Below are 20,904 nucleotides of genomic sequence, written 5' to 3' on the forward strand. Positions count from 1 at the left end.
AAGAGAGCAGAACAATGCCCGTAGCAACTGCCGCAAGCCCCTGGTACAAGCACCTCTGGCCCTGGATCATCATTGCCATCCTGGCCTGCTCGGTGACGCTGACCTTGTCCATGGTGACCATCGCGGTCAACAACCCGGACAACCTGGTCAACGACAACTACTACGAGGCGGGCAAGGGCATCAACCGCTCCCTGGACCGCGAACTGCTGGCCCAGACCCTGCAAATGCGCGCCACGATGCACCTGGATGAGTTGACCGGCGAAGTCGAGTTGCACCTCACCGGCAACAGCGGGCCGACCACACTGGAACTGAACCTGATTTCGCCGACCCAGCCGGAGAAAGACCGCAAGGTCATGCTCACCCGCAGCGAGAGCGAGCCGGGTCGCTATATCGGCCAGGTCACTGACAAGGTCGAAGGCCGGCGCTTCGTCGAGCTGCTGGGGGTGGAAGGCGACAGGACCTGGCGCATGTTTGAAGAGGAAGAAGTCAGCCATGGCACCGACCTGAAGTTGGGTGACGAGCCGTTGCAGGGTGCTGAAGACCTGAAAAACTGAAAGCCTGCGCTTCGCGCATCGCCGGCAAGCCGGCTCCTACAGGGAGTGTGCGATAACCTTGTAGGAGCGGGCTTGCCCGCGATGAGGCCCTCCCCGCCCACACAGATCCAAAACCATGACCACCCCAATCCCCTGCTACCACTGCGCCCTCCCCGTCCCGCCCGGCAGCCGCTTCACTGCGGTGATCCTCGGCGAGCCCCGCGAGCTCTGCTGCCCGGGCTGTCAGGCGGTGGCCGAAGCAATTGTCGCAGGTGGGCTGGAAAGCTATTACCAACACCGCAGCGAGGCCTCAGCCAACCCAGAGGCGTTGCCCGTGCAGTTGGTCGACGAGCTGGCGCTGTACGACCGCGCCGACGTGCAAAAGCCTTTCGTACGCCACGACGGCGACCTGGCCGAAGCCACGTTGCTGATGGAAGGCATCAGTTGCGCCGCCTGTGGCTGGTTGATCGAGAAACACCTGCGCAGCCTGCCGGCCGTGGCCGAGGCGCGGCTGAACCTGTCCAACCACCGCCTGCATGTGCGCTGGGCCGATGGGCAATTGCCGTTGAGCCAGGTACTCAGCGAGCTACGCCATATCGGCTACGCTGCCCACCCTTATCAAGCCGACCGTGCCGCTGAACAGTTGGCCAGTGAAAACCGCCTGGCTCTGCGCCAACTGGGCGTGGCCGGCCTGCTGTGGTTCCAGGCGATGATGGCGACGATGGCCACCTGGCCGGAGTTCAATATCGACCTGAGCCCAGAGCTACACGAGATCCTGCGCTGGGTTGCGCTGTTTCTGACCACCCCCATCGTGTTCTACAGTTGTGCACCGTTTTTCAAGGGCGCCATGCGTGACCTGCGCACCCGCCACCTGACCATGGATGTGTCGGTCTCGCTGGCCATTGGCGGCGCCTACCTGGCGGGGATCTGGACCGCGATCACCGGGGTGGGCGAGCTGTATTTCGATGCCGTGGGCATGTTCGCGCTGTTCCTGCTGGCCGGGCGCTACCTGGAGCGTCGCGCCCGGGAACGCACGGCTGCCGCCACCGCCCAACTGGTCAACCTGCTGCCGGCCTCGTGCCTGCGCCTCAAAGCCGATGGCCAGAGCGATCGTATCCTGCTCACCGAGCTGGCCCTGGGCGACCGAGTTCTGGTGCACCCGGGCGCGATTCTGCCCGCAGACGGGGTGATCCTCGATGGCCAATCGAGTATCGATGAGTCGCTGCTTACCGGCGAATATCTGCCACAACCACGACAGGCCGGCGACACCGTCACCGCGGGCACCCTCAACGTCGAGGGTGCGCTGACCGTTGAAGTACGCGCCCTGGGCCATGACACCCGCTTGTCGGCCATCGTGCGCCTGCTGGAGCGGGCCCAGGCAGAAAAACCGCGCCTGGCGCAAATCGCCGACCGCGCCGCCCAATGGTTCCTGCTCTGCTCGCTGATCGCCGCCGCGCTGATTGGCCTGCTGTGGTGGGAGCTGGATTCTTCTCGGGCGTTCTGGATTGTCCTGGCGATGCTGGTTGCCACCTGCCCCTGCGCCTTGTCGCTGGCAACCCCCACCGCCTTGACTGCCGCCACCGGCACCCTGCACAAACTCGGCCTGCTGCTGACCCGCGGCCATGTGCTCGAAGGCCTCAATCAGATCGACACGGTGATTTTCGACAAGACCGGCACCCTCACCGAAGGCCGCCTGGCTCTGCGTGCCATCCGGCCGTTGGGCAGCATGAGCAGCGATCTGGCCCTGGCCCTGGCCGCCGCCCTCGAAAACCGCTCTGAACACCCGATTGCCCGGGCCTTTGGCCGCGCTCCGCTCGCGGCTGACGAAGTGCTCAGCACCCCGGGCCTGGGGCTCGAGGGCCGGGTCGGCGAACGCCTGCTGCGCATCGGCCAGCCCGGCTTTGTCTGTGAATTGAGTGGCTGCGCGATTCCTCAATCGCCGCAAGACGCTGGCCAATGGTTGCTGCTGGGCGATACCAGCGGCGCCCTGGCCTGGTTTGTCCTGGATGATCGCCTGCGCAGCGATGCACCGGCGCTGCTGGCCGCGTGCAAGGCGCGGGGTTGGCGTACCTTGCTACTATCGGGTGATAGCTCGCCGATGGTCGCCAGCGTCGCCGCCGAACTGGGCATCGACGAAGCCCATGGCGGCCTGCGCCCCGATGACAAGCTGCTGGTGCTGCAACAGTTGCACAAGGAAGGCCGCAAGGTGTTGATGCTCGGTGACGGTGTGAATGACGTGCCGGTACTGGCCGCCGCTGATATCAGCGTGGCCATGGGTTCGGCCACTGACCTGGCGAAAACCAGCGCCGATGCGGTGCTGTTGTCCAACCGCCTCGACGCCCTGGTACAAGCTTTCAGCCTGGCGCGGCGCACGCGCCGCGTAATCATTGAAAACCTGCTGTGGGCCGGGCTATACAATGGCCTGATGTTGCCGTTCGCCGCCCTCGGTTGGATCACGCCGATCTGGGCCGCGATCGGCATGTCCCTCAGCTCGTTGACCGTGGTGCTCAATGCCCTGCGCCTGACTCGCCTGCCGCGCACCAGCGCTGCGAGCGCCACCCCACAGTCCCGTCCGCTGCCGGCTTGAGCCGCACGGGCATGGAGTAGCGATGCCAGCTCTTTACGTAATGATTCCAGCGGCGCTACTGATCGTCGCCATCGCCATCTACATCTTCTTCTGGGCGGTGGACAGCGGCCAGTATGACGACCTCGACGGGCCGGCCCACAGCGTGCTGTTCGACGACCAGGACCCCAAGCACCTGGCCGCTGTCGACGAGGCCAGCAGCCATGCGCAGCCACCGAGCAAGCCTGACGAGCCGGCACCGCCCCATGCTTGACCTCGCGCCGCTGCTGGTTTCCGCGCTGATCCTCGGCCTGTTGGGCGGCGGCCATTGCCTGGGCATGTGTGGTGGCCTGATGGGCGCACTGACCCTGGCGATCCCCCCGGAGCAGCGCAGCCGGCGTTTTCGCCTGCTGCTGGCCTACAACCTGGGACGCATCCTTAGCTATGCCTGCGCCGGCGTATTGATCGGCCTGGCCGGCTGGGCGGTGGCCAACAGCCCGGCGGCGATGTTCATGCGCATCCTTGCCGGCCTACTGTTGATCAGCATGGGCCTGTACCTGGCCGGCTGGTGGAGCGGCCTGACCCGTATCGAAAGCCTCGGGCGCGGCCTGTGGCGCCATATCCAGCCGTTTGCCAACCGTTTGCTGCCGGTGTCCAGCCTGCCCCGCGCATTGCTGCTGGGCGCGCTGTGGGGCTGGCTGCCGTGCGGCCTGGTCTACAGCACATTGCTGTGGGCTGCCAGCCAGGGCAACGCCTTGGATAGCGGGCTGTTGATGCTGGCCTTCGGGCTCGGCACCTGGCCGGTATTGCTCGCCACCGGGCTGGCGGCAGAACGCGTCACCGCGCTGTTGCGCAAGCGCAGTGTGCGCATGGCCGGTGGCCTGTTGGTGATTGTGTTCGGTATCTGGACCCTACCCGGCCCTCATCAGCACTGGCTTATGGGCCACTAAAAGGCCATGTGGCATAGCGCCGCTCCCCGTTGATACAAATCAAGATGACCGTCCAGCCATGCCCCTAGACTCGGCCCACTAGCCAATCCGGGGAATGCCCGCATGCTCGACGCCATTCGTTGGGACACAGATCTGATTCATCGCTACGACCTCGCGGGGCCGCGCTACACCTCCTACCCCACCGCCGTACAATTCACCAGCCAGGTCGGCACCTTCGACCTGCTGCACGCCCTGCGCGACAGCCGCAAGGCCGTGCGCCCGCTGTCGCTGTATGTGCACGTGCCGTTCTGCGCGAACATTTGCTACTACTGCGCCTGCAACAAAGTCATCACCAAGGACCGCGGTCGCGCCCAGGCCTACCTGCAGCGCCTGGAGCAAGAGATTCAACTGGTCGCCTGCCACCTGGACCCCAACCAGCGAGTACAGCAGCTGCATTTTGGCGGCGGCACGCCGACCTTCCTCAGCCACGACGAGTTGCGCCAGTTGATGGCGCAACTGCGCCAGCACTTCAACTTGCTGGATGACGACTCCGGCGACTACGGCATCGAGATAGACCCACGGGAAGCCGATTGGGCCACCATGGGTCTGCTGCGTGAACTGGGTTTCAACCGTGTGAGCATCGGCGTGCAAGACCTGGACCCCGAGGTGCAACGGGCGGTCAATCGCCTGCAAAGCCTGGAAGAAACCCGCGCGGTGATCGATGCCGCGCGCACCCTGCAATTTCGCTCGATCAATATCGACTTGATCTACGGCCTGCCCAAGCAGACACCGGAGCATTTCGCCAGCACCGTGGCCGAGGTCATCAGCCTGCAACCCGACCGGCTCTCCGTGTTCAACTACGCCCACCTGCCGGAACGTTTCCTGCCCCAGCGGCGGATCAACAGCGACGACCTGCCGGCCCCCTCCGTCAAGTTGCAGATGCTGCAGGAAACCATCGAACAGTTGACGGCGGCCGGCTACAACTACATCGGCATGGACCACTTCGCCCTGCCCGATGACGAACTGGCCATTGCCCAGGAAGAGGCCACCCTACAGCGCAATTTCCAGGGCTACACCACCCATGGGCACTGTGATTTGATCGGGCTTGGGGTATCGGCCATCAGTCAGATTGGTGACTTGTACTGCCAGAACAGCAGCGACCTGAGTCATTACCAGAACGCCCTGGCTGGGGCGCAATTGGCCACCAGTCGCGGCCTGCTCTGCACGGCCGACGATCGTTTGCGGCGCGCGGTGATCCAGCAGTTGATCTGTCACTTCAGCCTGGATTTCGAAAGCATCGAACAGGCATTTACCGTGGATTTTCGCGGCTATTTCGCCGAACTCTGGCCGCAACTGGAAGCGATGGCCAATGACGGCCTGATCGAACTGGACGCCGAGGGCATTCGCGTACTGCCGGCCGGACGCCTGCTGGTGCGCTCGGTGTGCATGGTGTTCGATGCCTATCTGGAGCAACAGAATAGGCAACGATTTTCCCGGGTGATCTGAGCCGGGTTACTTGGCCATCAACGAGGCGGCCTTCATCGCATCCTCGGCACTCAGGTTCTTCATCGCTTCGCTCAAGGACGCATAGGCGGAGGTCAGCGCGGCTTGCAGGCCGCCCAATGCCGCTTGCACGCCACCCAGTTTCGCCTGGGCCTGATCCGGGCTCAGGCGCTTGTCGGCCATGATCGACGACATCTCTGCCATCTTTTCTGCGATCTGCTGTTTCAACTGGCGAATCATCTTCAGCAGCTTCTGCACGTTCTCGTCCAGCCCGCTTTCTTCGATATCGCTGTTGGCCGCTTTCTCGGCGTTGGCGGCTTTGAGCGACGCACCGGAAAAGGTCACGCTTACGCCTTCGGCAGGCTTGGTTTCACCGAGCGCTGGCGTTTGGGCCTCAGCGCCAACAGCGCTGGCTTTTTTCGGCTCAAGCAAAGTCGGCACCATGGTGCGGGACGGAAGATTGCCGTCAATGGAAAGCATATCGGGAGCCTCCAAGCTCTTGGTCGTTAGCAGTCCATCGGCCGCTGTGCAAAATTCTTTATACCCCTGCCGGTTTTTTGTACAGGCTGGCCTGATAGTCCCTCAGTGCGGTACCCTTACGTCTTATGTGTGTTTTCCCACAAGGATTTAAGAAATGTCCGAGCCAGTTAAACTGCGCGCTCACAGCCAGGCTCACTGCAAGGATTGCAGCCTGGCGCCCCTCTGCTTGCCACTTTCGCTGAATCTGGAAGACATGGATGCGCTGGACGAAATCGTTAAACGTGGTCGCCCACTGAAGAAAGGCGAGTTTTTGTTTCGCCAGGGTGACCAGTTCGATTCCGTCTATGCAGTACGCTCGGGCGCCTTGAAGACGTTCAGCTTGAGCGATAGCGGCGAAGAGCAGATCACCGGTTTCCACCTGCCCAGCGAACTGGTAGGCCTGTCGGGCATGGACACCGAGATCCACCCGGTGTCGGCCCAGGCCTTGGAAACCACGTCGGTGTGCGAGATTCCGTTCGAACGCCTGGATGAACTGGCCCTGCAACTGCCACAGTTGCGCCGCCAGTTGATGCGCGTGATGAGCCGGGAAATCCGGGATGACCAGCAAATGATGCTGCTGTTGTCGAAAAAAACCGCCGACGAACGGATTGCCACCTTCCTGGTCAACCTGTCGGCACGTTTCCGCGCCCGTGGTTTCTCGGCCAACCAGTTCCGTCTGAGCATGTCGCGCAACGAAATCGGCAATTACCTGGGCCTGGCGGTGGAAACCGTCTCCCGGGTGTTCACCCGCTTCCAGCAAAACGAACTGATTGCCGCCGAGGGCAAGGAAGTTCATATCCTCGACCCGATCCAGCTCTGCGCACTGGCCGGCGGCTCCCTCGACGGCTGACCGCCGCACGCGGGATGCGACACTTGCGGCCAAGCCAACCGGCCAGGCCGCAGGTATAATGGTGAGTCTTTGCCCCCAGGACTCCCGACGATGGCTTTCGACTCCTTCGACATCAAATCCCTGATCCGCCCCGTCATCGACTTCCCCAAGCCTGGGGTGATCTTTCGCGATATCACGCCGCTGTTCCAGTCGCCCAAGGCCATGCGCCTGGTGGCTGACACCTTTATCCACCGTTATGTAGAAGCCGAGTTCAGCCATATCGGCGCGATGGATGCCCGGGGCTTTTTGATCGGTTCGGTGATTGCCTATCAACTGAACAAACCACTGATCCTGTTCCGCAAGCAGGGCAAGCTGCCAGCGGACGTGCTGTCCGAGGGCTATCAGACCGAATACGGTGAAGCCTTCCTCGAAGTGCACGCCGACAGCCTGTGTGAAGGGGATTCGGTGCTGATGTTCGATGACCTGATCGCCACAGGTGGCACCTTGATTGCTGCGGCCAACCTGGCACGGCGTATGGGTGCACGGATTTTTGAAGCGGCGGCGATCATTGACTTGCCGGAACTGGGTGGCTCGCAGCGGTTGGAGGATATGGGGGTTCCGACGTTCTGTTTGACCCAGTTCGGGTTGACTGAGCGCTGATTTGCTGTGTCTGGGCGGGCCTCATCGCGGGCAAGCCCGCTCCCACATTGGACCGAGTTCCAACTTTTGAATGCCCGCGATGAGGCCCCTGAGAACCCTATCAATCACAACCCCATCTGCTTACTGATGATCTCGTTCATCACCTCCCGAGTGCCGCCACCAATCGACAGAATCCGATTGTCCCGGTACAGCCGCTCCACCAGGCTGCCGCGCATATAACCCAGCCCGCCAAGAATCTGCACTGCGTCATACGTCACCCGGTCAGCCGTGTCGGTGGCAAGATTCTTGGCCATGGAAATCTCCTTGATCACACTCTTGCCCGCGGCCATCTTCGCCGCCTGGCGGTAAGTGAACTCCCGGGAAACCTCGACCGCCGTGGCCATCTCCGCCAGGCGGTGCTTGAGCACCTGGAACTTGCCGATCGGTTTGCCAAAGGCCTCCCGCTGGGCGGCCCACTTCAAGCTCTCTTCCAGCGCCATCTGCGCCGTCATGTTGGCCATCAACGCCAGGGCCAGGCGTTCGCTCTGGAAATTGCCCATGATGCAGGCAAAGCCCATGTTCTCGCTGCCGATCAGGTTGCCTACCGGCACCTGGCAATCGTCGAAGAACAATTCGGCAGTATCCGACGCCCACCAGCCCATTTTCTTCAACGGTTGGCCGACGGTGAAGCCTGGCGTGCCCTTCTCGATCAGCAACAGGCTGATGCCGTCAAAGCCCGGCCCGCCGGTACGTACAGCCACGGTGTAATAGTCGGCGCGCACGCCGCTGGTGATAAAGGTTTTGCTGCCACTGACCCGATAACAGTCGCCCTCACGCACGGCTCGGGTTTGCAGGCTGGCCACGTCAGAACCACCCCCCGGCTCAGTGACGGCCAAGGCCATGATCTTCTCGCCAGACAAGACCTGGGGAGCCACGCGCGCGCGGATCTCGGGGCGGGCCCATTTGACGATGGGCGGCAGGCCGATATCCAGCGAGCCCAGCCCCGCCACCACGCCTGCGGAACCACAACGCATCAACTCTTCGCTGGCGGCGACCTTGGCGAACAGGTCGCCCTCGTGGCTACCGCCCAGGGCTTCGGCGTAACCGATGCCCAGAATCCCCGCCGCACCGGCCTTGAGGTACAACTCGCGCGGGAAGTGCTCGGCCTCCTCCCATTGCTCGATGCCCGGCAGAATCTCGCGCTCGACAAAACGGCGCACGCTGTCGCGGACCAGTTGGTGGCTGGGATCGAAGTATTCCTGATAGGCAGGCATCGGCAAGCTCCACGGAGAGGTGGAGCGAACTTACCAAGCGCTTGCTTGGTTATCAAGCCAAACGGAAATTTCGACCACAGCACAAATCCCCTGTGGGAGCGGGCTTGCTCGCGAAAGCGGGGCATCAGTCGCTACATGTATTGACTGATCCACCGCTTTCGCGAGCAAGCCCGCTCCCACAGGGGATTTGTGGTGGGTGTTAGAGGGCGATAGGTTTGCGACCGGCAAACGAGTGCGCCAGGGTGCCGCCGTCCACCAACTCCAACTCGCCACCCAGCGGAACGCCGTGGGCGATGCGCGAAGTGATCAAGCCTTTGTTGGTCAGCAGTTGCGCGATGTAATGCGCAGTGGCTTCGCCTTCCACCGTCGGGTTGGTAGCCAGGATCACTTCGGTGAAGGTGCCCTGCTCTTCAATGCGCGCCACCAGTTGCGGGATGCCAATCGCCTCCGGCCCCAGGCCGTCGAGGGGCGAAAGGTGGCCCTTGAGCACAAAGTAGCGCCCGCGATAGCCGGTCTGTTCCACGGCGTACACGTCCATCGGGCCTTCGACCACACACAGCAGCGTGTCATCACGACGAGGATCGGCGCATTGCGGGCACAGTTCTTCTTCGGTCAGGGTGCGGCACTGGCGGCAATGGCCCACGCCTTCCATGGCCTGGCTCAAGGCCTGGGCCAGCCGCGAGCCACCGCTGCGGTCACGCTCCAGCAGTTGCAGCGCCATGCGCTGGGCGGTTTTCTGGCCCACGCCCGGCAAGGTGCGCAGGGCGTCGATCAGTTGGCGAATCAGGGGGCTGAAGCTCATGGGGCAGAGGTCCGACAAAACAACGAGACGCGGTTTATACCCGCGCCTCGGATAAGCGTCAAATACGCACGACCAACTTGCCGAAGTTACGTCCTTCCAACAGCCCGATAAAGGCCTCGGGTGCCTGCTCCAGGCCATCGACCACGTCTTCGCGGAACTTGACCTTGCCGTCACGCACCCAGGGCGCCATGGCGCTGATAAATTCCGGATGGCGGTCGCCATAGTCGTCGAACACGATAAAGCCCTGGATGCGCACGCGCTTGGTCAGCAAGGTCCGTTGCAACGCCGGCAGCCGATCGGGCCCGGTGGGGGCTTCGTGGGCGTTGTAACCGGCAATCAGGCCGCACAGCGGGATCCGCGCCTTGGGGTTGAGCAAAGGCAGTACGGCGTCGAATACCTTGCCGCCGACGTTCTCGTAATAGATGTCCACCCCGTTGAAACAGGCCTGGGCCAGCTCATCGGCGAAATCTGCGCTCTTGTGATCGATGCACGCGTCAAAACCCAGCTCCTCCACCACATAGCGGCACTTGTCGGCGCCGCCCGCAATGCCCACCACGCGCAGCCCCTTGAGCTTGGCCACCTGGCCGACCACCGAACCCACCGCGCCCGAGGCTGCCGCTACCACCAGGGTTTCCCCGGCCTTCGGTTGGCCGATATCCATCAGGCCCATGTAGGCGGTCATGCCAGGCATGCCCAGTACGCCAAGGGCCATGGACGGGCTTGGCAAGCCCTTGGGCACGGGGATCAGGTTGCGGCCGTCACTGATGCTGTGACTTTGCCAACCCGTCGCGCCGACCACCAGGTCGCCCACCTCGAACTTGGGGTTGCGCGACTGTTCGATGCGACTGACAGCACCGCCGGTCATTACCTCGCCGATTTCTACCGGTGCGGCGTAGGACGGTGCGTCGCTCATACGCCCACGCATGTAGGGGTCCAGGGACAGGAACAGGGTCTTGAGCAGGACCTGGCCGTCTGCCAGGTCAGGCAGCGCCACGCGCTCCAGGCGGAAGTTCTCTGGCACGGGTGCACCCTGCGGGCGGGATACCAGGACGATGCGCTGGTTAAGGGTCATGGCTTGAGTCATCAGCAAGGCTCCTTTTATCGGTGATTGAATTCAGCGGTATAGGGTGCAGACAGCTGTTGCAATACTGACGTTCGATTTTGACCGACACAAACAAAAATGCCAGGCACGAGGCCTGGCATTTTTTGTTGCATGTCACCGATCAGAACGGCAGCTTCATGCCCGGCGGCAGTTGCATGCCCGCGGTCACACCGGACATTTTGTCCTGGCTGTTGGCTTCGATCTTACGCACGGCGTCGTTGACGGCCGCGGCGAACAGGGCCTCGAGCATTTCCAGGTCGTCTTCGCCAACGCCCGGCAATACGCTTGGGTCGATGCTCACGCGCTTGATGTCGTGACGACCGGTCATCACCACGCTGACCATATCGCCACCGGCTTTACCGGTGACTTCGGCGTTGGCCAGTTCTTCCTGCATCTTGGCCATTTTTTCCTGCATCTGCTGCGCCTGCTTCATCAGGCCGGCCATGCCACCTTTCATCATGGGAATCACCTCAAAAGTACGTGGATCAATACGGCGCCGTGCCTTGGGGCACGACGCCTTCAATTATCAGCCCGCTGCGGCCTGGGCTTCGACGGGCTCAATAGTATCGTGTCGCACCACCGCGCCAAACTGCTCCATCATCTGTTGGATGAGCGGATCGGCCTGGATCGACTCCTCGGCCTCGCGCTGGCGGTTGAGCCGGCGACGGGTGGCGGCCTGGGCCGGGGTTTCCTGCTCGGGCTTGATCAGCTCGATGGTCACCGTCAGGGTGCGTTCGTGGAACTGGTTCAGGGCATCGTTGAGCCGGCGCTGCTGGGTCGCGTTAAACAGGGCACTGTGGGCGGGGTCCAGGTGCAACAGCCAGTGATCGCCATCGACGGCAATCAGCGTGCAGTTGGCGGCGATGCTCCCGGTCATCCCGGAAATCGGCAATTTCGGGAACAGCTCCAACCATTGCAGGGCCAGGCCGGTGGCCGGCATGGCGGCAGGTTCCGCCTCGGGCTCGGGCGCAGGCTCGGCGGTGTGCTCGCTGGCCAGGTCGTCCAGGTAGCTGTAGGCCGAATCCACGTCCGGCTCGATGTAATCTTCGTCCAGCGGCGGTTCGTCATCCAGGTCGATGCCCGGGGTGGCGGCGTCCACGTCGGCAATGGTTGGCTCGGGTACGGGTGCCGAGACCCACTCCGGCGCGTCCGGCACCACGCTGTCGGGGGTTGGCGTGGGCATCGGCGTCAGTTCGGGCTGCTCGGCGATGGTTTCCAGGACAGGCTCTTCGGCAGGTGCCTGCTCGACCACGGTCTCTACCGGCTCATTCCAGGGCAGGTCGACCACCGGCGCGGGCGCAGGCTCGGCAACCGGCGCAGGCGCCACTACAGGCGCCACAGGCTCGACCGCGACCGGGGCTGGGGCGACTGCCACAGGTTCTGGCGCGACAACCGCCGCGCCAGCCACTGATTTGGCGGAATCAACTGTGGCCTGGCTGATCCCCACTGGCTTTAGCGGCTGTCTCGGCGCGTCGGCGGTGTCTGCGGGGCGAAACGCCAACATGCGCAGCATGACCATTTCAAACCCGCCGCGCGGATCGGGTGCCAACGGCAGGTCACGGCGCCCGATCAGGCCCATCTGGTAGTAGAACTGCACATCTTCGGCTGGCAATGCCTGAGCCAGGGCCAGCACGCGGTCGCGGTCACCGTGGCCGTTATCGACCCCTTCAGGCAGCGCCTGGGCAATCGCGACCCGGTGCAGCACGTTGAGAATTTCCGAAAGCACCCCATTCCAGTCCGGGCCCTGCTCCGACAAATGGCGCACGGCTTCAAGCAATGCCTTGGCATCGCCTTCGATCAACGCATGGAGCACGTCAAACACTTGCCCGTGGTCGAGGGTGCCGAGCATGGCGCGCACGTCGGCGGCCATTACCTTGCCTTCACCGAAGGCAATGGCCTGGTCGGTCAGGCTCATGGCGTCACGCATCGAGCCATCGGCGGCGCGGCCCAGCAGCCACAGCGCGTCGTCTTCGAACGGCACGTTCTCCACACCGAGCACGTGGGTCAAATGCTCGACCACACGCTCGGGGGTCATGTTCTTGAGAGAGAACTGCAGGCACCGCGACAAGATCGTTGCAGGAAGTTTCTGCGGGTCGGTGGTGGCCAGGATGAACTTAACGTAGGGCGGCGGCTCCTCCAGAGTCTTCAACAGGGCGTTGAAGGAATGGCTGGAGAGCATGTGCACTTCGTCGATCAGGTAGACCTTGAAGCGCCCGCGACTAGGGGCGTACTGCACGTTGTCCAGCAGTTCGCGGGTGTCCTCGACCTTGGTGCGGCTTGCGGCGTCGATCTCGATCAGGTCGACAAAGCGCCCTTCGTCAATCTCCCGGCATACCGAGCAGGTACCGCAGGGGGTCGAAGTGATGCCCGTTTCACAGTTCAGGCATTTGGCAATGATCCGCGCAATGGTGGTCTTGCCCACCCCGCGCGTGCCGGTGAACAGGTAGGCGTGGTGCAGCCGTTGGCTGTCCAAGGCATTGATCAGAGCCTTGAGCACATGGGTCTGGCCGACCATTTCGCGGAACGAGCGCGGACGCCATTTACGTGCAAGAACCTGATAACTCATCGAAAACCGTCGCAACTGGGAAGCGGGAGCCGGTAATGCTAGCGGAGCAGGGGGGAAATTGCATCCGGCACGCTCGCCTAATCTGACTAAGCTGGTAGTGGCATGCCCTGCAAAGGGCTGATCCCGGAGAGTTTATGCGCGTAGTCCTGGGCGCTTTATGGATGATCACCTCACTGAGCCTGGCGGCGCCCGCCCCGTTGCGCTTTGCCATTTCCGACAGTTGGGCCATGCCCATGGTGCAGATCGACGGGGGCCAGCCGACCCAAGGCATTTTGCATGACCTGATGTTGAGCCTGGCAAACCAGGTGGGCCACCCGGCCCAATTCCAGGTATTGGCCCGGGCCCGCATCGCCCCGGCCATGGAACGCGGTGAGGTCGATGTGCGCTGCTACGTCGCACAGGCGTGGCTCAACAACCTGTCGGGCGATTATGTCTGGAGCATTCCGTTATGGGTCCAGCGCAATGTGATGGTCAGCGCCCATGTCCCGCCGCTGTCGGTGAATGTGACGAAGCTGGCAACACAGAATATCGGCACAGTGCTCAACTACACCTACCCAACCCTTGAACCGCTGTTCGCCAAGGGCCAACTCAAGCGCGACGACGCCCGCAGCGAGGAGCAAGTGCTGCACAAGCTGGTGGCGGGCCGCTTCAAGTACGCGGTGACCAACGAATGGACCCTGGAGCGCTTTAATCAGCAGTTGCCGCCAGGCCGGGGGCTGCACGTGGTGGCGGTGGTCGAGGAGCAAAGCCTGGGTTGCTACGTGCGTAACGACCCAGCCCTGCCCGTGCAACGGATTTTGCGCACGCTGCTGCGCATGAAGATGTCAGGGGAAATTGACGAAATCATCAAGCTCTATACCGGCGACGGTGGACGTCAGCTTTCACCTGCGCCGGCGCCATAGTTGAGCAGATCAAACCCCGCCGCCCAAGCTGGCACCTCGGCAGCCGGCATCGGCTGGGCGAAGTAGTAACCCTGGGCCACTTCACAGCCCATGCGCAGCAGCAGTTGGCCGTGCTCCAGGGTTTCCAGGCCTTCGGCGATCACCTCGCGACCAAATGCCCGGGCCAGGCCGATCACAGCCTGGGTCAGGGCCAAATCGTCCTTGTCGTGGAGGATGTCGCGTACAAACGACTTGTCGATCTTGATGGTCTGCGTCGGCAGGCGCTTGAGGTAGCTGAGGGACGAATAGCCGGTGCCGAAATCATCCAGGGAAAACCGCACCCCCAGCGCCTGGCAGGCCGCAAGGTGCTCGGTGACCCGCTGGATGTGATCGATGGCCACCGATTCGGCAATCTCCAGGTCCAGCATGTGTGGCGCCACGTCGGGGTGCTGGGCCAGCAGTTGTTGCAGGCGCTCGACAAAATCCGCGCGCTGGAAATGCCGCGCCGAGATATTCACGCTGACCGGCCAGCGATGTCCGGCTTCCTGCCACTGGCGCATTTGGGCAAGCACCTGGTCCATGACCCATTCGCCGACATCGACGATCAGGTCGGTCTGCTCGATCAACGACAGGAAATCCTTGGGCGATACCAGCCCGCGTATCGGGTGCTGCCAGCGCAGCAATGCCTCGAACCCCACGACCTGGCCGTGGCGCAAGTTGATCTTGGGATGGAAGTGCAGGCACAACTCCCCCGCCGCCAGGGCCTGGCGAATCTGCTGCACGGTCTGGTGGGTGGCCTTGACCTCCTGCTCCAGGGACACGTCAAACAACTGGTAGCGGTTACGGCCACTTTGCTTGGCCACATACATGGCCTGGTCGGCGTGGCGCAGCAGCGTATCGGCATCCTCGTCATCCAACGGGAACAGCGTGACGCCGATGCTGGCAAACACGTTGATCTGCGCGCCCAGGATCGAGTACGGCTCGGAAATGGCCGTGAGGATGCGCCGCAATGCGCGGTTCAACTCTTCGGTGTCGCGCACGTAGCGCAAAATCAATACGAATTCGTCACCGGCAAGCCTGGCGACCACATCTTCACCACGAATGATGTCACGCAGGCGGCTGGCGACCTCCACCAGCAACAGGTCGCCAGAGGCATGGCCATAGCCATCGTTGACCGCCTTGAAGCCGTCCAGGTCGAGCATGCACACCGCCAGGGGAATGTGCTCGCTGCGGGAGAACTCCAAAGACTGCACGAGTAATTCGGAAAGATAGGCGCGGTTGGGCAGGCCGGTCAGCACATCGTGACCGACCCGCCATTGCAGAGTCTGCAACAGCTGGCGCTTTTCGCTGACATCAAAACGAATCGACACGAACTTCTGCACCTTGCCAGTGCGTTCGTCGACCAACGGCACCATGGTGCTGTCGACCCAATACAGCGAACCATCCTTGGCGCGGTTGCAGATTTCCCCGCGCCAGACCTTGCCCTCGGTGATGGTGCGCCACATACCCTGGAAAAACCCGGCAGGGTGCAACCCGGAACTGAGGATCCGGTGGTTGCGCCCCAGCAACTCGTCGCGGCTGTAACCGGACATGCCGCAGAATTGGTCGTTGACGTAGGTGATGCGGCCGGTGAGGTCTGTCTCGGAGAAAATGGCGGCGGCATCCACGGCCCTGCGGTATTTCTCATCCATGAATGAGGCTCTAGGTGGCTAGCGGTTGAACCGCTCGACCAGGGCACGCAACCCGGAAGAGATGCTTTCAAGTTCGCGGCCACGGGTGACTGCAGCGTTGGCATTGCCCGCTGTCTTTTGTACCGTGGCCGCGACGTTATTGATCTGTTGTGAAACATCCTCTGCGACGTGGGATTGTTCCTGTGAGGCTGCAGCCATTTGCTGGCTCATGCCGCTAATGCGCTCCACCGCCTGGCGAATACCCAGCAGTGCCTGTTGCGCTTGCAACACTTGTTGCACGCCCTGCTCGGCTTCGTGAATGCCGGTGCTGGCAATTTCCACTGCTTCTTCGGCGCCAGCGCGCAGATTCTGGATGATGCCCTGAATCTGCTCGGTCGACTCCCGCGTCTTGCCCGCCAGTGCCCGCACTTCATCGGCCACCACGGCAAAGCCACGCCCCTGCTCACCGGCCCGCGCCGCTTCGATGGCGGCATTCAGCGCCAGCAGGTTGGTCTGGTCGGCAATGGCCTGGATCATGCTCGCCGCCACGCGGATTTCCTGGGTCTGGCCGGCCAGATGGCCCACCGCCTGGTTGATCTGGGTGACGGTGGCCGCCAACAGCTGGATCGCCTCGCGTGTGGTACCGACGACATGGCTGCCCTGCCCGGCCAGGTCATTGGCGGTGCGGGCTTCGCTGGCAGTCTGCTGTACATGCGTCGCCACTTCGGCGATGGACGCGGCCATTTCAGTCATGGCGGCGGCAGTCATATCGGTCTCGGCGCGCTGTTCCAGGAGCGCCGACTCGGTATTGCCCGACAACACACTGGAATCGGTCGCCGCCTCGGCCATCTGGGTGGCAAGGTCACTGAGGCGCGTGAGGGCGGTTTTCAAACGCGCCTCTTCGCTGATCAGGATCATCTCCAATTGCGCGGCCGGACCCAGCGCATCGCTGTAAGTCATGGCGCTGATGGGGTCGGAAAAGGTGTTGGGGGTATGCTCGACGATCTGGCTGAGCTGTCGCCCCAGACGCAGGTGAGCCCAAGCGCCCAGGCCGAGAAACAGCAGTGCGGTGGATGCCTGTGCCCAACCAGCGGGCAGCCATTGCACCGCACCGCCAGCAAGCACCGCTGCCAGGGCGGGGATGGCCAGGGCATTGCCGACCTGGCCCAGGCGTTGCTGCAGCGAAACCGCCGAACGCCCGGCACGCAAGCGGGCGTAGAGCGCTTCGGCCCGCTTGACCTGCTCACGCGTTGGCTTGACCCGTACCGACTCGTAGCCCACCAACCGGCCATCTTCGAGGATCGGCGTCACATAGGCGCTGACCCAATAGAAGTTGCCGTTCTTGCAGCGATTCTTGACCACGCCCATCCAGCTCTGGCCGGCCTTGAGGTAGCGCCACATCAGTTCGAAGACCGCAGGCGGCATGTCTGGGTGGCGTACCAGGTTGTGGGTGCTGCCGATCAGTTCAGCCTGGGTGAAGCCGCTCATGGCAGCAAACTCGGCGTTGCAGTAGGTAATGTGGCTATTGATATCAGTAGCGGAAATGAGCCGTTGCTGCTCCCCGAAAGTCTGTTCAACTGTGGTGACCGGCAAATTGACGCGCACTTTAAAGCTCCATGGACAGCATTCGATCTACCGGCCCGGGATCGGGTAGATCCGGCAGGTAGAGGGGTATTTCCAGACGGGTAAACCGTCAATCGGCTGGCTGGCCCCATTCGGCGGCCAAACCAGGTTTTGCCCAGCTCCTGACCTTCGACTTGACGAAGATCAACTAGGCTTTAATTCGAGCGTCTGGTGTGAGAGGCGGGGGCTGCATGGGCGCGCAAAAGGGAGCCTGGCGCTGGGGCCAAGCCACTGTTTTGCAACTACCTTTATGAAAGTGAGGAGAAAGCAATGATTTCCTGTTTCATAAAGATGCCCTGTGAAACGACACCGCCAAATACTTGTCCTAAACGCCGATTCTACGAATTACATCACATTTTGCAAGAAAAGGTGATGGTGCGTGCCGTTGTCTAATGCCAATATTTATCGTTAAGTTCTTGATTCTAAATGGGAATTGAGCGATGCAAATTTCAAGTTTGGGTCCAGCCATCAGACGCTATCGAAAGGTAGCGGGGCTTACTCAGGCTGAACTAGGTGAGAAAACCGGTTTTGACCCTAAAACCATTAGCCGCTTCGAAACCGGCACCTATACACCCAGCGTTGACGCTCTCTTCTTGTTTGCAGAGGCTCTGGGAGTGAAGCTGAAAGTCTTTTTTGCCGATCTGGGCGATGAGGAAGAACAGCGCGCTTATCTGTTCGGTGTCATTCATAAGGCCACCCCGAAGGATCTGGGAAAGCTGATAGCGGCGGTAGACCAGGCCTTGTCCAAGCCTTAGAGCTCGTACGACATAAAAGAGAGCAGGTCGCTGATGCAACCTGTTCTTTGCTCTTTGCCTACTGACATGATCCGACCGGACAGCCCCTCTCCTGGCAGGCGCTGGGCCACGCCTTTTGCCAGCCTGCTCGCGCGGCACAGGCGGATTCGGTATCCTTCCGCGCAATTATTTCAAAATGTAAGGGACTACCATGAACTACCTCCGCCTACTGGTGGTGGCTGCCGCCTTGAGCCTGCCTGGCGCGCCGATCTATGCCACCACAGCGCCAGCGCCGGTCGAAGCCAGCGCACCTGCCGAAACCGCCGAACACTTCCTCGCCTCCCTCAAGCAGCAGACCGGCACCGTCACCCTGCCCGGCGGCATCGCCACGCTCAAGCTCAACGACGAGTTCTACTACCTCGACCCCAAGGACACCGAACGCCTGCTCACCGATGGTTGGGGCAACCCTCCAGGCTTCAACACCTTGGGCATGATCATACCCAAGGCCGTCAGCCCGCTGTCCGCACGCGGCTGGGGCGTCATCGTCAGCTACAAGGACGACGGGCATATTTCCGACGAAGACGCGGCAAAAATCGACTACGCCGAACTGCTCAAGCAAATGCAGGAAGACGATGCCCAAGACAATCAGGAACGCCAGAAACAGGGCTACGCCGGCCTGCACCTGCTGGGCTGGGCCGAACCGCCGCACTACGACCAACAGTCCCACAAAATGTACTGGGCCCGCGAACTGAAAGCCGACGACGCCGACCAGAACACCCTCAACTACAGCATCCGCGTGCTGGGCCGCGAGGGCGTGCTGGAACTCAACGCCGTCGCCGCCATGGCCGACCTGCCCACCATCAAACAGGAACTGCCCAAAGTCCTGGCTTTCACCAACTTCACCGACGGCAATCTTTACACCGACTACAACCCCAGCACTGACAAACTGGCCTCTTACGGCCTGGCAGCGCTGGTCGCAGGCGGCATAGCCGGCAAAGCCGGGCTGTTTGCCAAGATCGGCATCTTCCTGCTGGCGGCGAAGAAATTTCTGGTGATTGGTGTGGTGGCGTTGCTGGCTGGCGCGCGCAAGTTCTTCAATCGCAACAAGGGCTGATTGCCAGATACGAAAACGCCGCGAGAAATCGCGGCGTACGGCTACCTTGCCCCTGGCAGAACAGGCTGGGACAGGCGAAAAATTCTATCGGATTGAAAATGGATGCAAACAGGAGAGCGTTATGGAGGCAACCCCACCAGCCACACCCCGGCACACAATGTTCCCGCTGTGGCTGCTTCCTTCCGGATCTGACCAGGTTCACGGGTAATCGTTGCGGGGGGACCGATGGGGTCACCATAACGACGCTGGCCTCTCGGCAAGCGGGGCCATTGTACCGATCTCATCGGAAGTTACAACCGTCAGTTCAGGATTAAAAATCTTATGAGGTTCAAGTACTTGCCCACTGGTTTCGCAGAAGCCCTGTAGCAGCGAGCTTGCTCGCGAAGAATCCGGGTGCTCCACATTCATCCAGAATGCCCGCGTTATCGTTAACGATCTTCGCGAGCAAGCTCGCGCCTACAGATGAACGGCTTCGTCGGCCCGGCCGCCCTCTTCCTGGATCACCAGGTGAATGAAGTGCAGCTTGGCGATCACCGCCGGCGGCAGTACGAACGGGTAGAAATCCGGCTGCCCCATGCTGCGGGACAGTTCGTTGAGCATGCCAGCCAGCTCGATCCAGGCGTTGACGAATGACAGGAACGCCGCCCCGCCAGGATGCTCAGGGTCATAGAGGGTCGTGAGCGGAAACGGCTGATAGTCCAGGTCCATCTCCCGCGCACTCATGCCAAACCCCAGGGCCGTGTCGACCGCGTCCATCATGTGCAGGTAGTGGGCCCAGGTTTCCGCCCAGTCCTCCCATGGGTGCATGGTGGCATAGGCGCTGACGCAGGTTTGCTGCCAGTCTGGGCGCGGGCCGTTCTGGTAGTGCTGGTCGAGGGCGTCGGCATAGCTGGCGCGCTCATCGCCGAACAGGTTGCGAAAGGGCTCAAGCCAGTGGCTGCCGGCGATCAGGCGATCCCAGTAATAATGGCCCACCTCATGCCGGAAATGGCCGAGCAAGGTGCGGTACGGCTCCCGCATCTGCACCCGGATTTTTTCACGATGCTCGTCGTCGGCTTCCTTGATATCCAGGGTGATCAGGCCATTGGCATGCCCTGTTGTGGGAGCCTTGCCTTCCAGGTCGATGCCCACGAAGTCAAATGCCAGGCCGCTGTCTTCATCAACGGTTTTGGGGATGACTTGCAACCCCAGGCTGATCAGTTGCGCCACCAGCCGGCGCTTGGCGGTTTCGACTTTGCGCCAGCGCTCGTGGTTTTCCGGGATCGACAGGTCGGGGATGGTGCGATTGAGGCTGCACGCCACACACAGCGGCGCGGTGCTGTACGCCGGGATCAACCAGTTACAGGCGGCCGGGGTGTCGAGGTTGGCGCAGCGGCGAAAGGCACCGGCGTCGAGGTTGTCGTCCTGGAGCCAAGTATCGACGACGGGCCCTGGCTGCAGGGACGACAGCCGGCTTTGCTGGGGCAAGTAGCCCAACAGCGCCGAGCAGGCCAGGCACTGGCTGTTGCGAAAGAACAGCGACTGCCCGCAACGGCACTGCCACACCTTGCTGTTGCGCGACGGGCCCGCCGTGAACCGCGCAGCAATGCGCGAACTGAGTTGCTCGAAGTAGCGGAACATGAC

18 protein-coding genes, 1 other RNA gene and 2 pseudogenes are annotated in these 20,904 nt (G+C 62.1%); 10 read left to right on the forward strand and 11 right to left on the reverse strand.

Annotation, left to right across the window (positions count from 1 at the left end; genetic code table 11):
• The first annotated feature begins 14 nt into the window (after positions 1–14).
• The 5 genes from GDV60_RS19120 (at position 15) to hemN (ending at position 5,531) form a co-directional block, all read left to right on the forward strand.
• On the forward strand, positions 15–554 hold the full coding sequence (locus GDV60_RS19120; protein WP_029300032.1) for a FixH family protein: 540 nt from the start codon (positions 15–17) through the stop codon (positions 552–554).
• Between the two features lie 115 nt (positions 555–669).
• On the forward strand, positions 670–3,120 hold the full coding sequence (locus tag GDV60_RS19125) for a heavy metal translocating P-type ATPase (protein ID WP_092231770.1): 2,451 nt from the start codon (positions 670–672) through the stop codon (positions 3,118–3,120).
• 22 nt (positions 3,121–3,142) lie between these two features.
• Complete coding sequence (ccoS, locus tag GDV60_RS19130; RefSeq protein WP_029298166.1) at positions 3,143–3,370, forward strand: cbb3-type cytochrome oxidase assembly protein CcoS; 228 nt, start codon at positions 3,143–3,145, stop codon at positions 3,368–3,370.
• A complete protein-coding gene (locus GDV60_RS19135) occupies positions 3,363–4,046 on the forward strand; it encodes a sulfite exporter TauE/SafE family protein (protein WP_092231773.1) in 684 nt (227 codons plus the stop codon). Before ccoS ends, GDV60_RS19135 begins: the two co-directional genes overlap by 8 nt.
• A gap of 102 nt (positions 4,047–4,148) precedes the next feature.
• The gene (gene hemN, locus GDV60_RS19140; RefSeq protein ID WP_133715025.1) at positions 4,149–5,531 is read left to right on the forward strand and encodes an oxygen-independent coproporphyrinogen III oxidase; all 1,383 of its coding nucleotides are present in this window, start codon (positions 4,149–4,151) and stop codon (positions 5,529–5,531) included.
• A 6-nt stretch (positions 5,532–5,537) separates the two neighbouring features.
• On the opposite strand, the gene GDV60_RS19145 is transcribed toward hemN, so the two are convergent.
• Positions 5,538–6,008, reverse strand: coding sequence for a hypothetical protein (locus GDV60_RS19145; protein ID WP_159908454.1), 471 nt, complete (start codon positions 6,006–6,008; stop codon positions 5,538–5,540).
• Positions 6,009–6,162: 154 nt separating this feature from the next.
• Between GDV60_RS19145 and fnr the strand changes: the two genes are divergently transcribed.
• Positions 6,163–6,897 (forward strand): fumarate/nitrate reduction transcriptional regulator Fnr, encoded by a 735-nt coding sequence (fnr, locus tag GDV60_RS19150; RefSeq protein ID WP_029298173.1) that lies wholly within the window; start codon positions 6,163–6,165, stop codon positions 6,895–6,897.
• 90 nt (positions 6,898–6,987) lie between these two features.
• Positions 6,988–7,536 (forward strand): adenine phosphoribosyltransferase, encoded by a 549-nt coding sequence (locus tag GDV60_RS19155; protein WP_133715024.1) that lies wholly within the window; start codon positions 6,988–6,990, stop codon positions 7,534–7,536.
• 104 nt (positions 7,537–7,640) lie between these two features.
• Here the strand turns inward: GDV60_RS19155 and GDV60_RS19160 are convergent, their stop codons facing one another.
• The 5 genes from GDV60_RS19160 to dnaX form a co-directional block, all read right to left on the reverse strand.
• Positions 7,641–8,789, reverse strand: a complete 1,149-nt coding sequence (locus GDV60_RS19160; protein ID WP_159908456.1) for an acyl-CoA dehydrogenase family protein — start codon at positions 8,787–8,789, stop codon at positions 7,641–7,643.
• 199 nt (positions 8,790–8,988) lie between these two features.
• Positions 8,989–9,591 carry a recombination mediator RecR gene (gene recR, locus GDV60_RS19165; RefSeq protein WP_070994718.1) on the reverse strand — a complete coding sequence of 201 codons (603 nt, stop codon included), beginning with the start codon at positions 9,589–9,591 and terminating at the stop codon, positions 8,989–8,991.
• A gap of 58 nt (positions 9,592–9,649) precedes the next feature.
• Positions 9,650–10,675 (reverse strand): NADP-dependent oxidoreductase, encoded by a 1,026-nt coding sequence (locus tag GDV60_RS19170; protein WP_070994719.1) that lies wholly within the window; start codon positions 10,673–10,675, stop codon positions 9,650–9,652.
• A gap of 139 nt (positions 10,676–10,814) precedes the next feature.
• Positions 10,815–11,153 carry a YbaB/EbfC family nucleoid-associated protein gene (locus GDV60_RS19175; RefSeq protein ID WP_003193199.1) on the reverse strand — a complete coding sequence of 113 codons (339 nt, stop codon included), beginning with the start codon at positions 11,151–11,153 and terminating at the stop codon, positions 10,815–10,817.
• A 66-nt stretch (positions 11,154–11,219) separates the two neighbouring features.
• On the reverse strand, positions 11,220–13,259 hold the full coding sequence (gene dnaX, locus GDV60_RS19180) for a DNA polymerase III subunit gamma/tau (protein ID WP_070994720.1): 2,040 nt from the start codon (positions 13,257–13,259) through the stop codon (positions 11,220–11,222).
• Positions 13,260–13,393: 134 nt separating this feature from the next.
• On the opposite strand from dnaX, the gene GDV60_RS19185 reads away from it, so the two are divergent.
• The gene (locus GDV60_RS19185) at positions 13,394–14,161 is read left to right on the forward strand and encodes an ABC transporter substrate-binding protein (RefSeq protein ID WP_092231789.1); all 768 of its coding nucleotides are present in this window, start codon (positions 13,394–13,396) and stop codon (positions 14,159–14,161) included.
• On the opposite strand, the gene GDV60_RS19190 is transcribed toward GDV60_RS19185, so the two are convergent.
• The 3 genes and pseudogenes from GDV60_RS19190 to GDV60_RS27155 form a co-directional block, all read right to left on the reverse strand.
• On the reverse strand, positions 14,134–15,831 hold the full coding sequence (locus GDV60_RS19190) for a bifunctional diguanylate cyclase/phosphodiesterase (RefSeq protein WP_159908458.1): 1,698 nt from the start codon (positions 15,829–15,831) through the stop codon (positions 14,134–14,136). The two genes, GDV60_RS19185 and GDV60_RS19190, sit on opposite strands and share 28 nt — an antisense overlap.
• Positions 15,832–15,849: 18 nt before the next feature.
• Positions 15,850–16,341, reverse strand: a pseudogene (locus GDV60_RS27150) (methyl-accepting chemotaxis protein); the annotation flags it as partial.
• Positions 16,342–17,133: 792 nt separating this feature from the next.
• Positions 17,134–17,415, reverse strand: a pseudogene (locus GDV60_RS27155) (PAS domain-containing protein); the annotation flags it as partial.
• Between the two features lie 458 nt (positions 17,416–17,873).
• Between GDV60_RS27155 and GDV60_RS19200 the strand changes: the two are divergent.
• Both GDV60_RS19200 and GDV60_RS19205 read left to right on the forward strand, forming a co-directional pair.
• A complete protein-coding gene (locus GDV60_RS19200) occupies positions 17,874–18,188 on the forward strand; it encodes a helix-turn-helix domain-containing protein (RefSeq protein ID WP_029298195.1) in 315 nt (104 codons plus the stop codon).
• A gap of 190 nt (positions 18,189–18,378) precedes the next feature.
• Positions 18,379–19,281, forward strand: a complete 903-nt coding sequence (locus GDV60_RS19205; RefSeq protein WP_092231798.1) for a DUF2167 domain-containing protein — start codon at positions 18,379–18,381, stop codon at positions 19,279–19,281.
• A 131-nt stretch (positions 19,282–19,412) separates the two neighbouring features.
• Here the strand turns inward: GDV60_RS19205 and ffs are convergent.
• An RNA gene (gene ffs / locus GDV60_RS19210) (signal recognition particle sRNA small type) lies at positions 19,413–19,509 on the reverse strand.
• 228 nt (positions 19,510–19,737) lie between these two features.
• Positions 19,738–20,901, reverse strand: coding sequence for a putative zinc-binding metallopeptidase (locus GDV60_RS19215; RefSeq protein ID WP_159908462.1), 1,164 nt, complete (start codon positions 20,899–20,901; stop codon positions 19,738–19,740).
• Positions 20,902–20,904: the final 3 nt, after the last annotated feature.

Origin of the sequence: Pseudomonas sp. DTU12.1 (assembly GCF_009873475.1) — a bacterium.
In the GTDB taxonomy this organism is placed as follows: domain Bacteria; phylum Pseudomonadota; class Gammaproteobacteria; order Pseudomonadales; family Pseudomonadaceae; genus Aquipseudomonas; species Aquipseudomonas proteolytica.

Coding starts and splice junctions, on each gene's coding strand:
- GDV60_RS19135 (WP_092231773.1), top strand. CDS start 3,363: ATGCTTGACCTCGCGCCGCTGCTGGTTTCCGCGCTGATCCTCGGCCTG.
- dnaX (WP_070994720.1), bottom strand. CDS start 13,259: ATGAGTTATCAGGTTCTTGCACGTAAATGGCGTCCGCGCTCGTTCCGC.
- fnr (WP_029298173.1), top strand. CDS start 6,163: ATGTCCGAGCCAGTTAAACTGCGCGCTCACAGCCAGGCTCACTGCAAG.
- GDV60_RS19145 (WP_159908454.1), bottom strand. CDS start 6,008: ATGCTTTCCATTGACGGCAATCTTCCGTCCCGCACCATGGTGCCGACT.
- GDV60_RS19215 (WP_159908462.1), bottom strand. CDS start 20,901: ATGTTCCGCTACTTCGAGCAACTCAGTTCGCGCATTGCTGCGCGGTTC.
- hemN (WP_133715025.1), top strand. CDS start 4,149: ATGCTCGACGCCATTCGTTGGGACACAGATCTGATTCATCGCTACGAC.
- GDV60_RS19175 (WP_003193199.1), bottom strand. CDS start 11,153: ATGATGAAAGGTGGCATGGCCGGCCTGATGAAGCAGGCGCAGCAGATG.
- GDV60_RS19125 (WP_092231770.1), top strand. CDS start 670: ATGACCACCCCAATCCCCTGCTACCACTGCGCCCTCCCCGTCCCGCCC.
- GDV60_RS19185 (WP_092231789.1), top strand. CDS start 13,394: ATGCGCGTAGTCCTGGGCGCTTTATGGATGATCACCTCACTGAGCCTG.
- GDV60_RS19205 (WP_092231798.1), top strand. CDS start 18,379: ATGAACTACCTCCGCCTACTGGTGGTGGCTGCCGCCTTGAGCCTGCCT.
- GDV60_RS19190 (WP_159908458.1), bottom strand. CDS start 15,831: ATGGATGAGAAATACCGCAGGGCCGTGGATGCCGCCGCCATTTTCTCC.
- GDV60_RS19170 (WP_070994719.1), bottom strand. CDS start 10,675: ATGACTCAAGCCATGACCCTTAACCAGCGCATCGTCCTGGTATCCCGC.
- recR (WP_070994718.1), bottom strand. CDS start 9,591: ATGAGCTTCAGCCCCCTGATTCGCCAACTGATCGACGCCCTGCGCACC.
- ccoS (WP_029298166.1), top strand. CDS start 3,143: ATGCCAGCTCTTTACGTAATGATTCCAGCGGCGCTACTGATCGTCGCC.
- GDV60_RS19155 (WP_133715024.1), top strand. CDS start 6,988: ATGGCTTTCGACTCCTTCGACATCAAATCCCTGATCCGCCCCGTCATC.
- GDV60_RS19120 (WP_029300032.1), top strand. CDS start 15: ATGCCCGTAGCAACTGCCGCAAGCCCCTGGTACAAGCACCTCTGGCCC.
- GDV60_RS19200 (WP_029298195.1), top strand. CDS start 17,874: ATGCAAATTTCAAGTTTGGGTCCAGCCATCAGACGCTATCGAAAGGTA.
- GDV60_RS19160 (WP_159908456.1), bottom strand. CDS start 8,789: ATGCCTGCCTATCAGGAATACTTCGATCCCAGCCACCAACTGGTCCGC.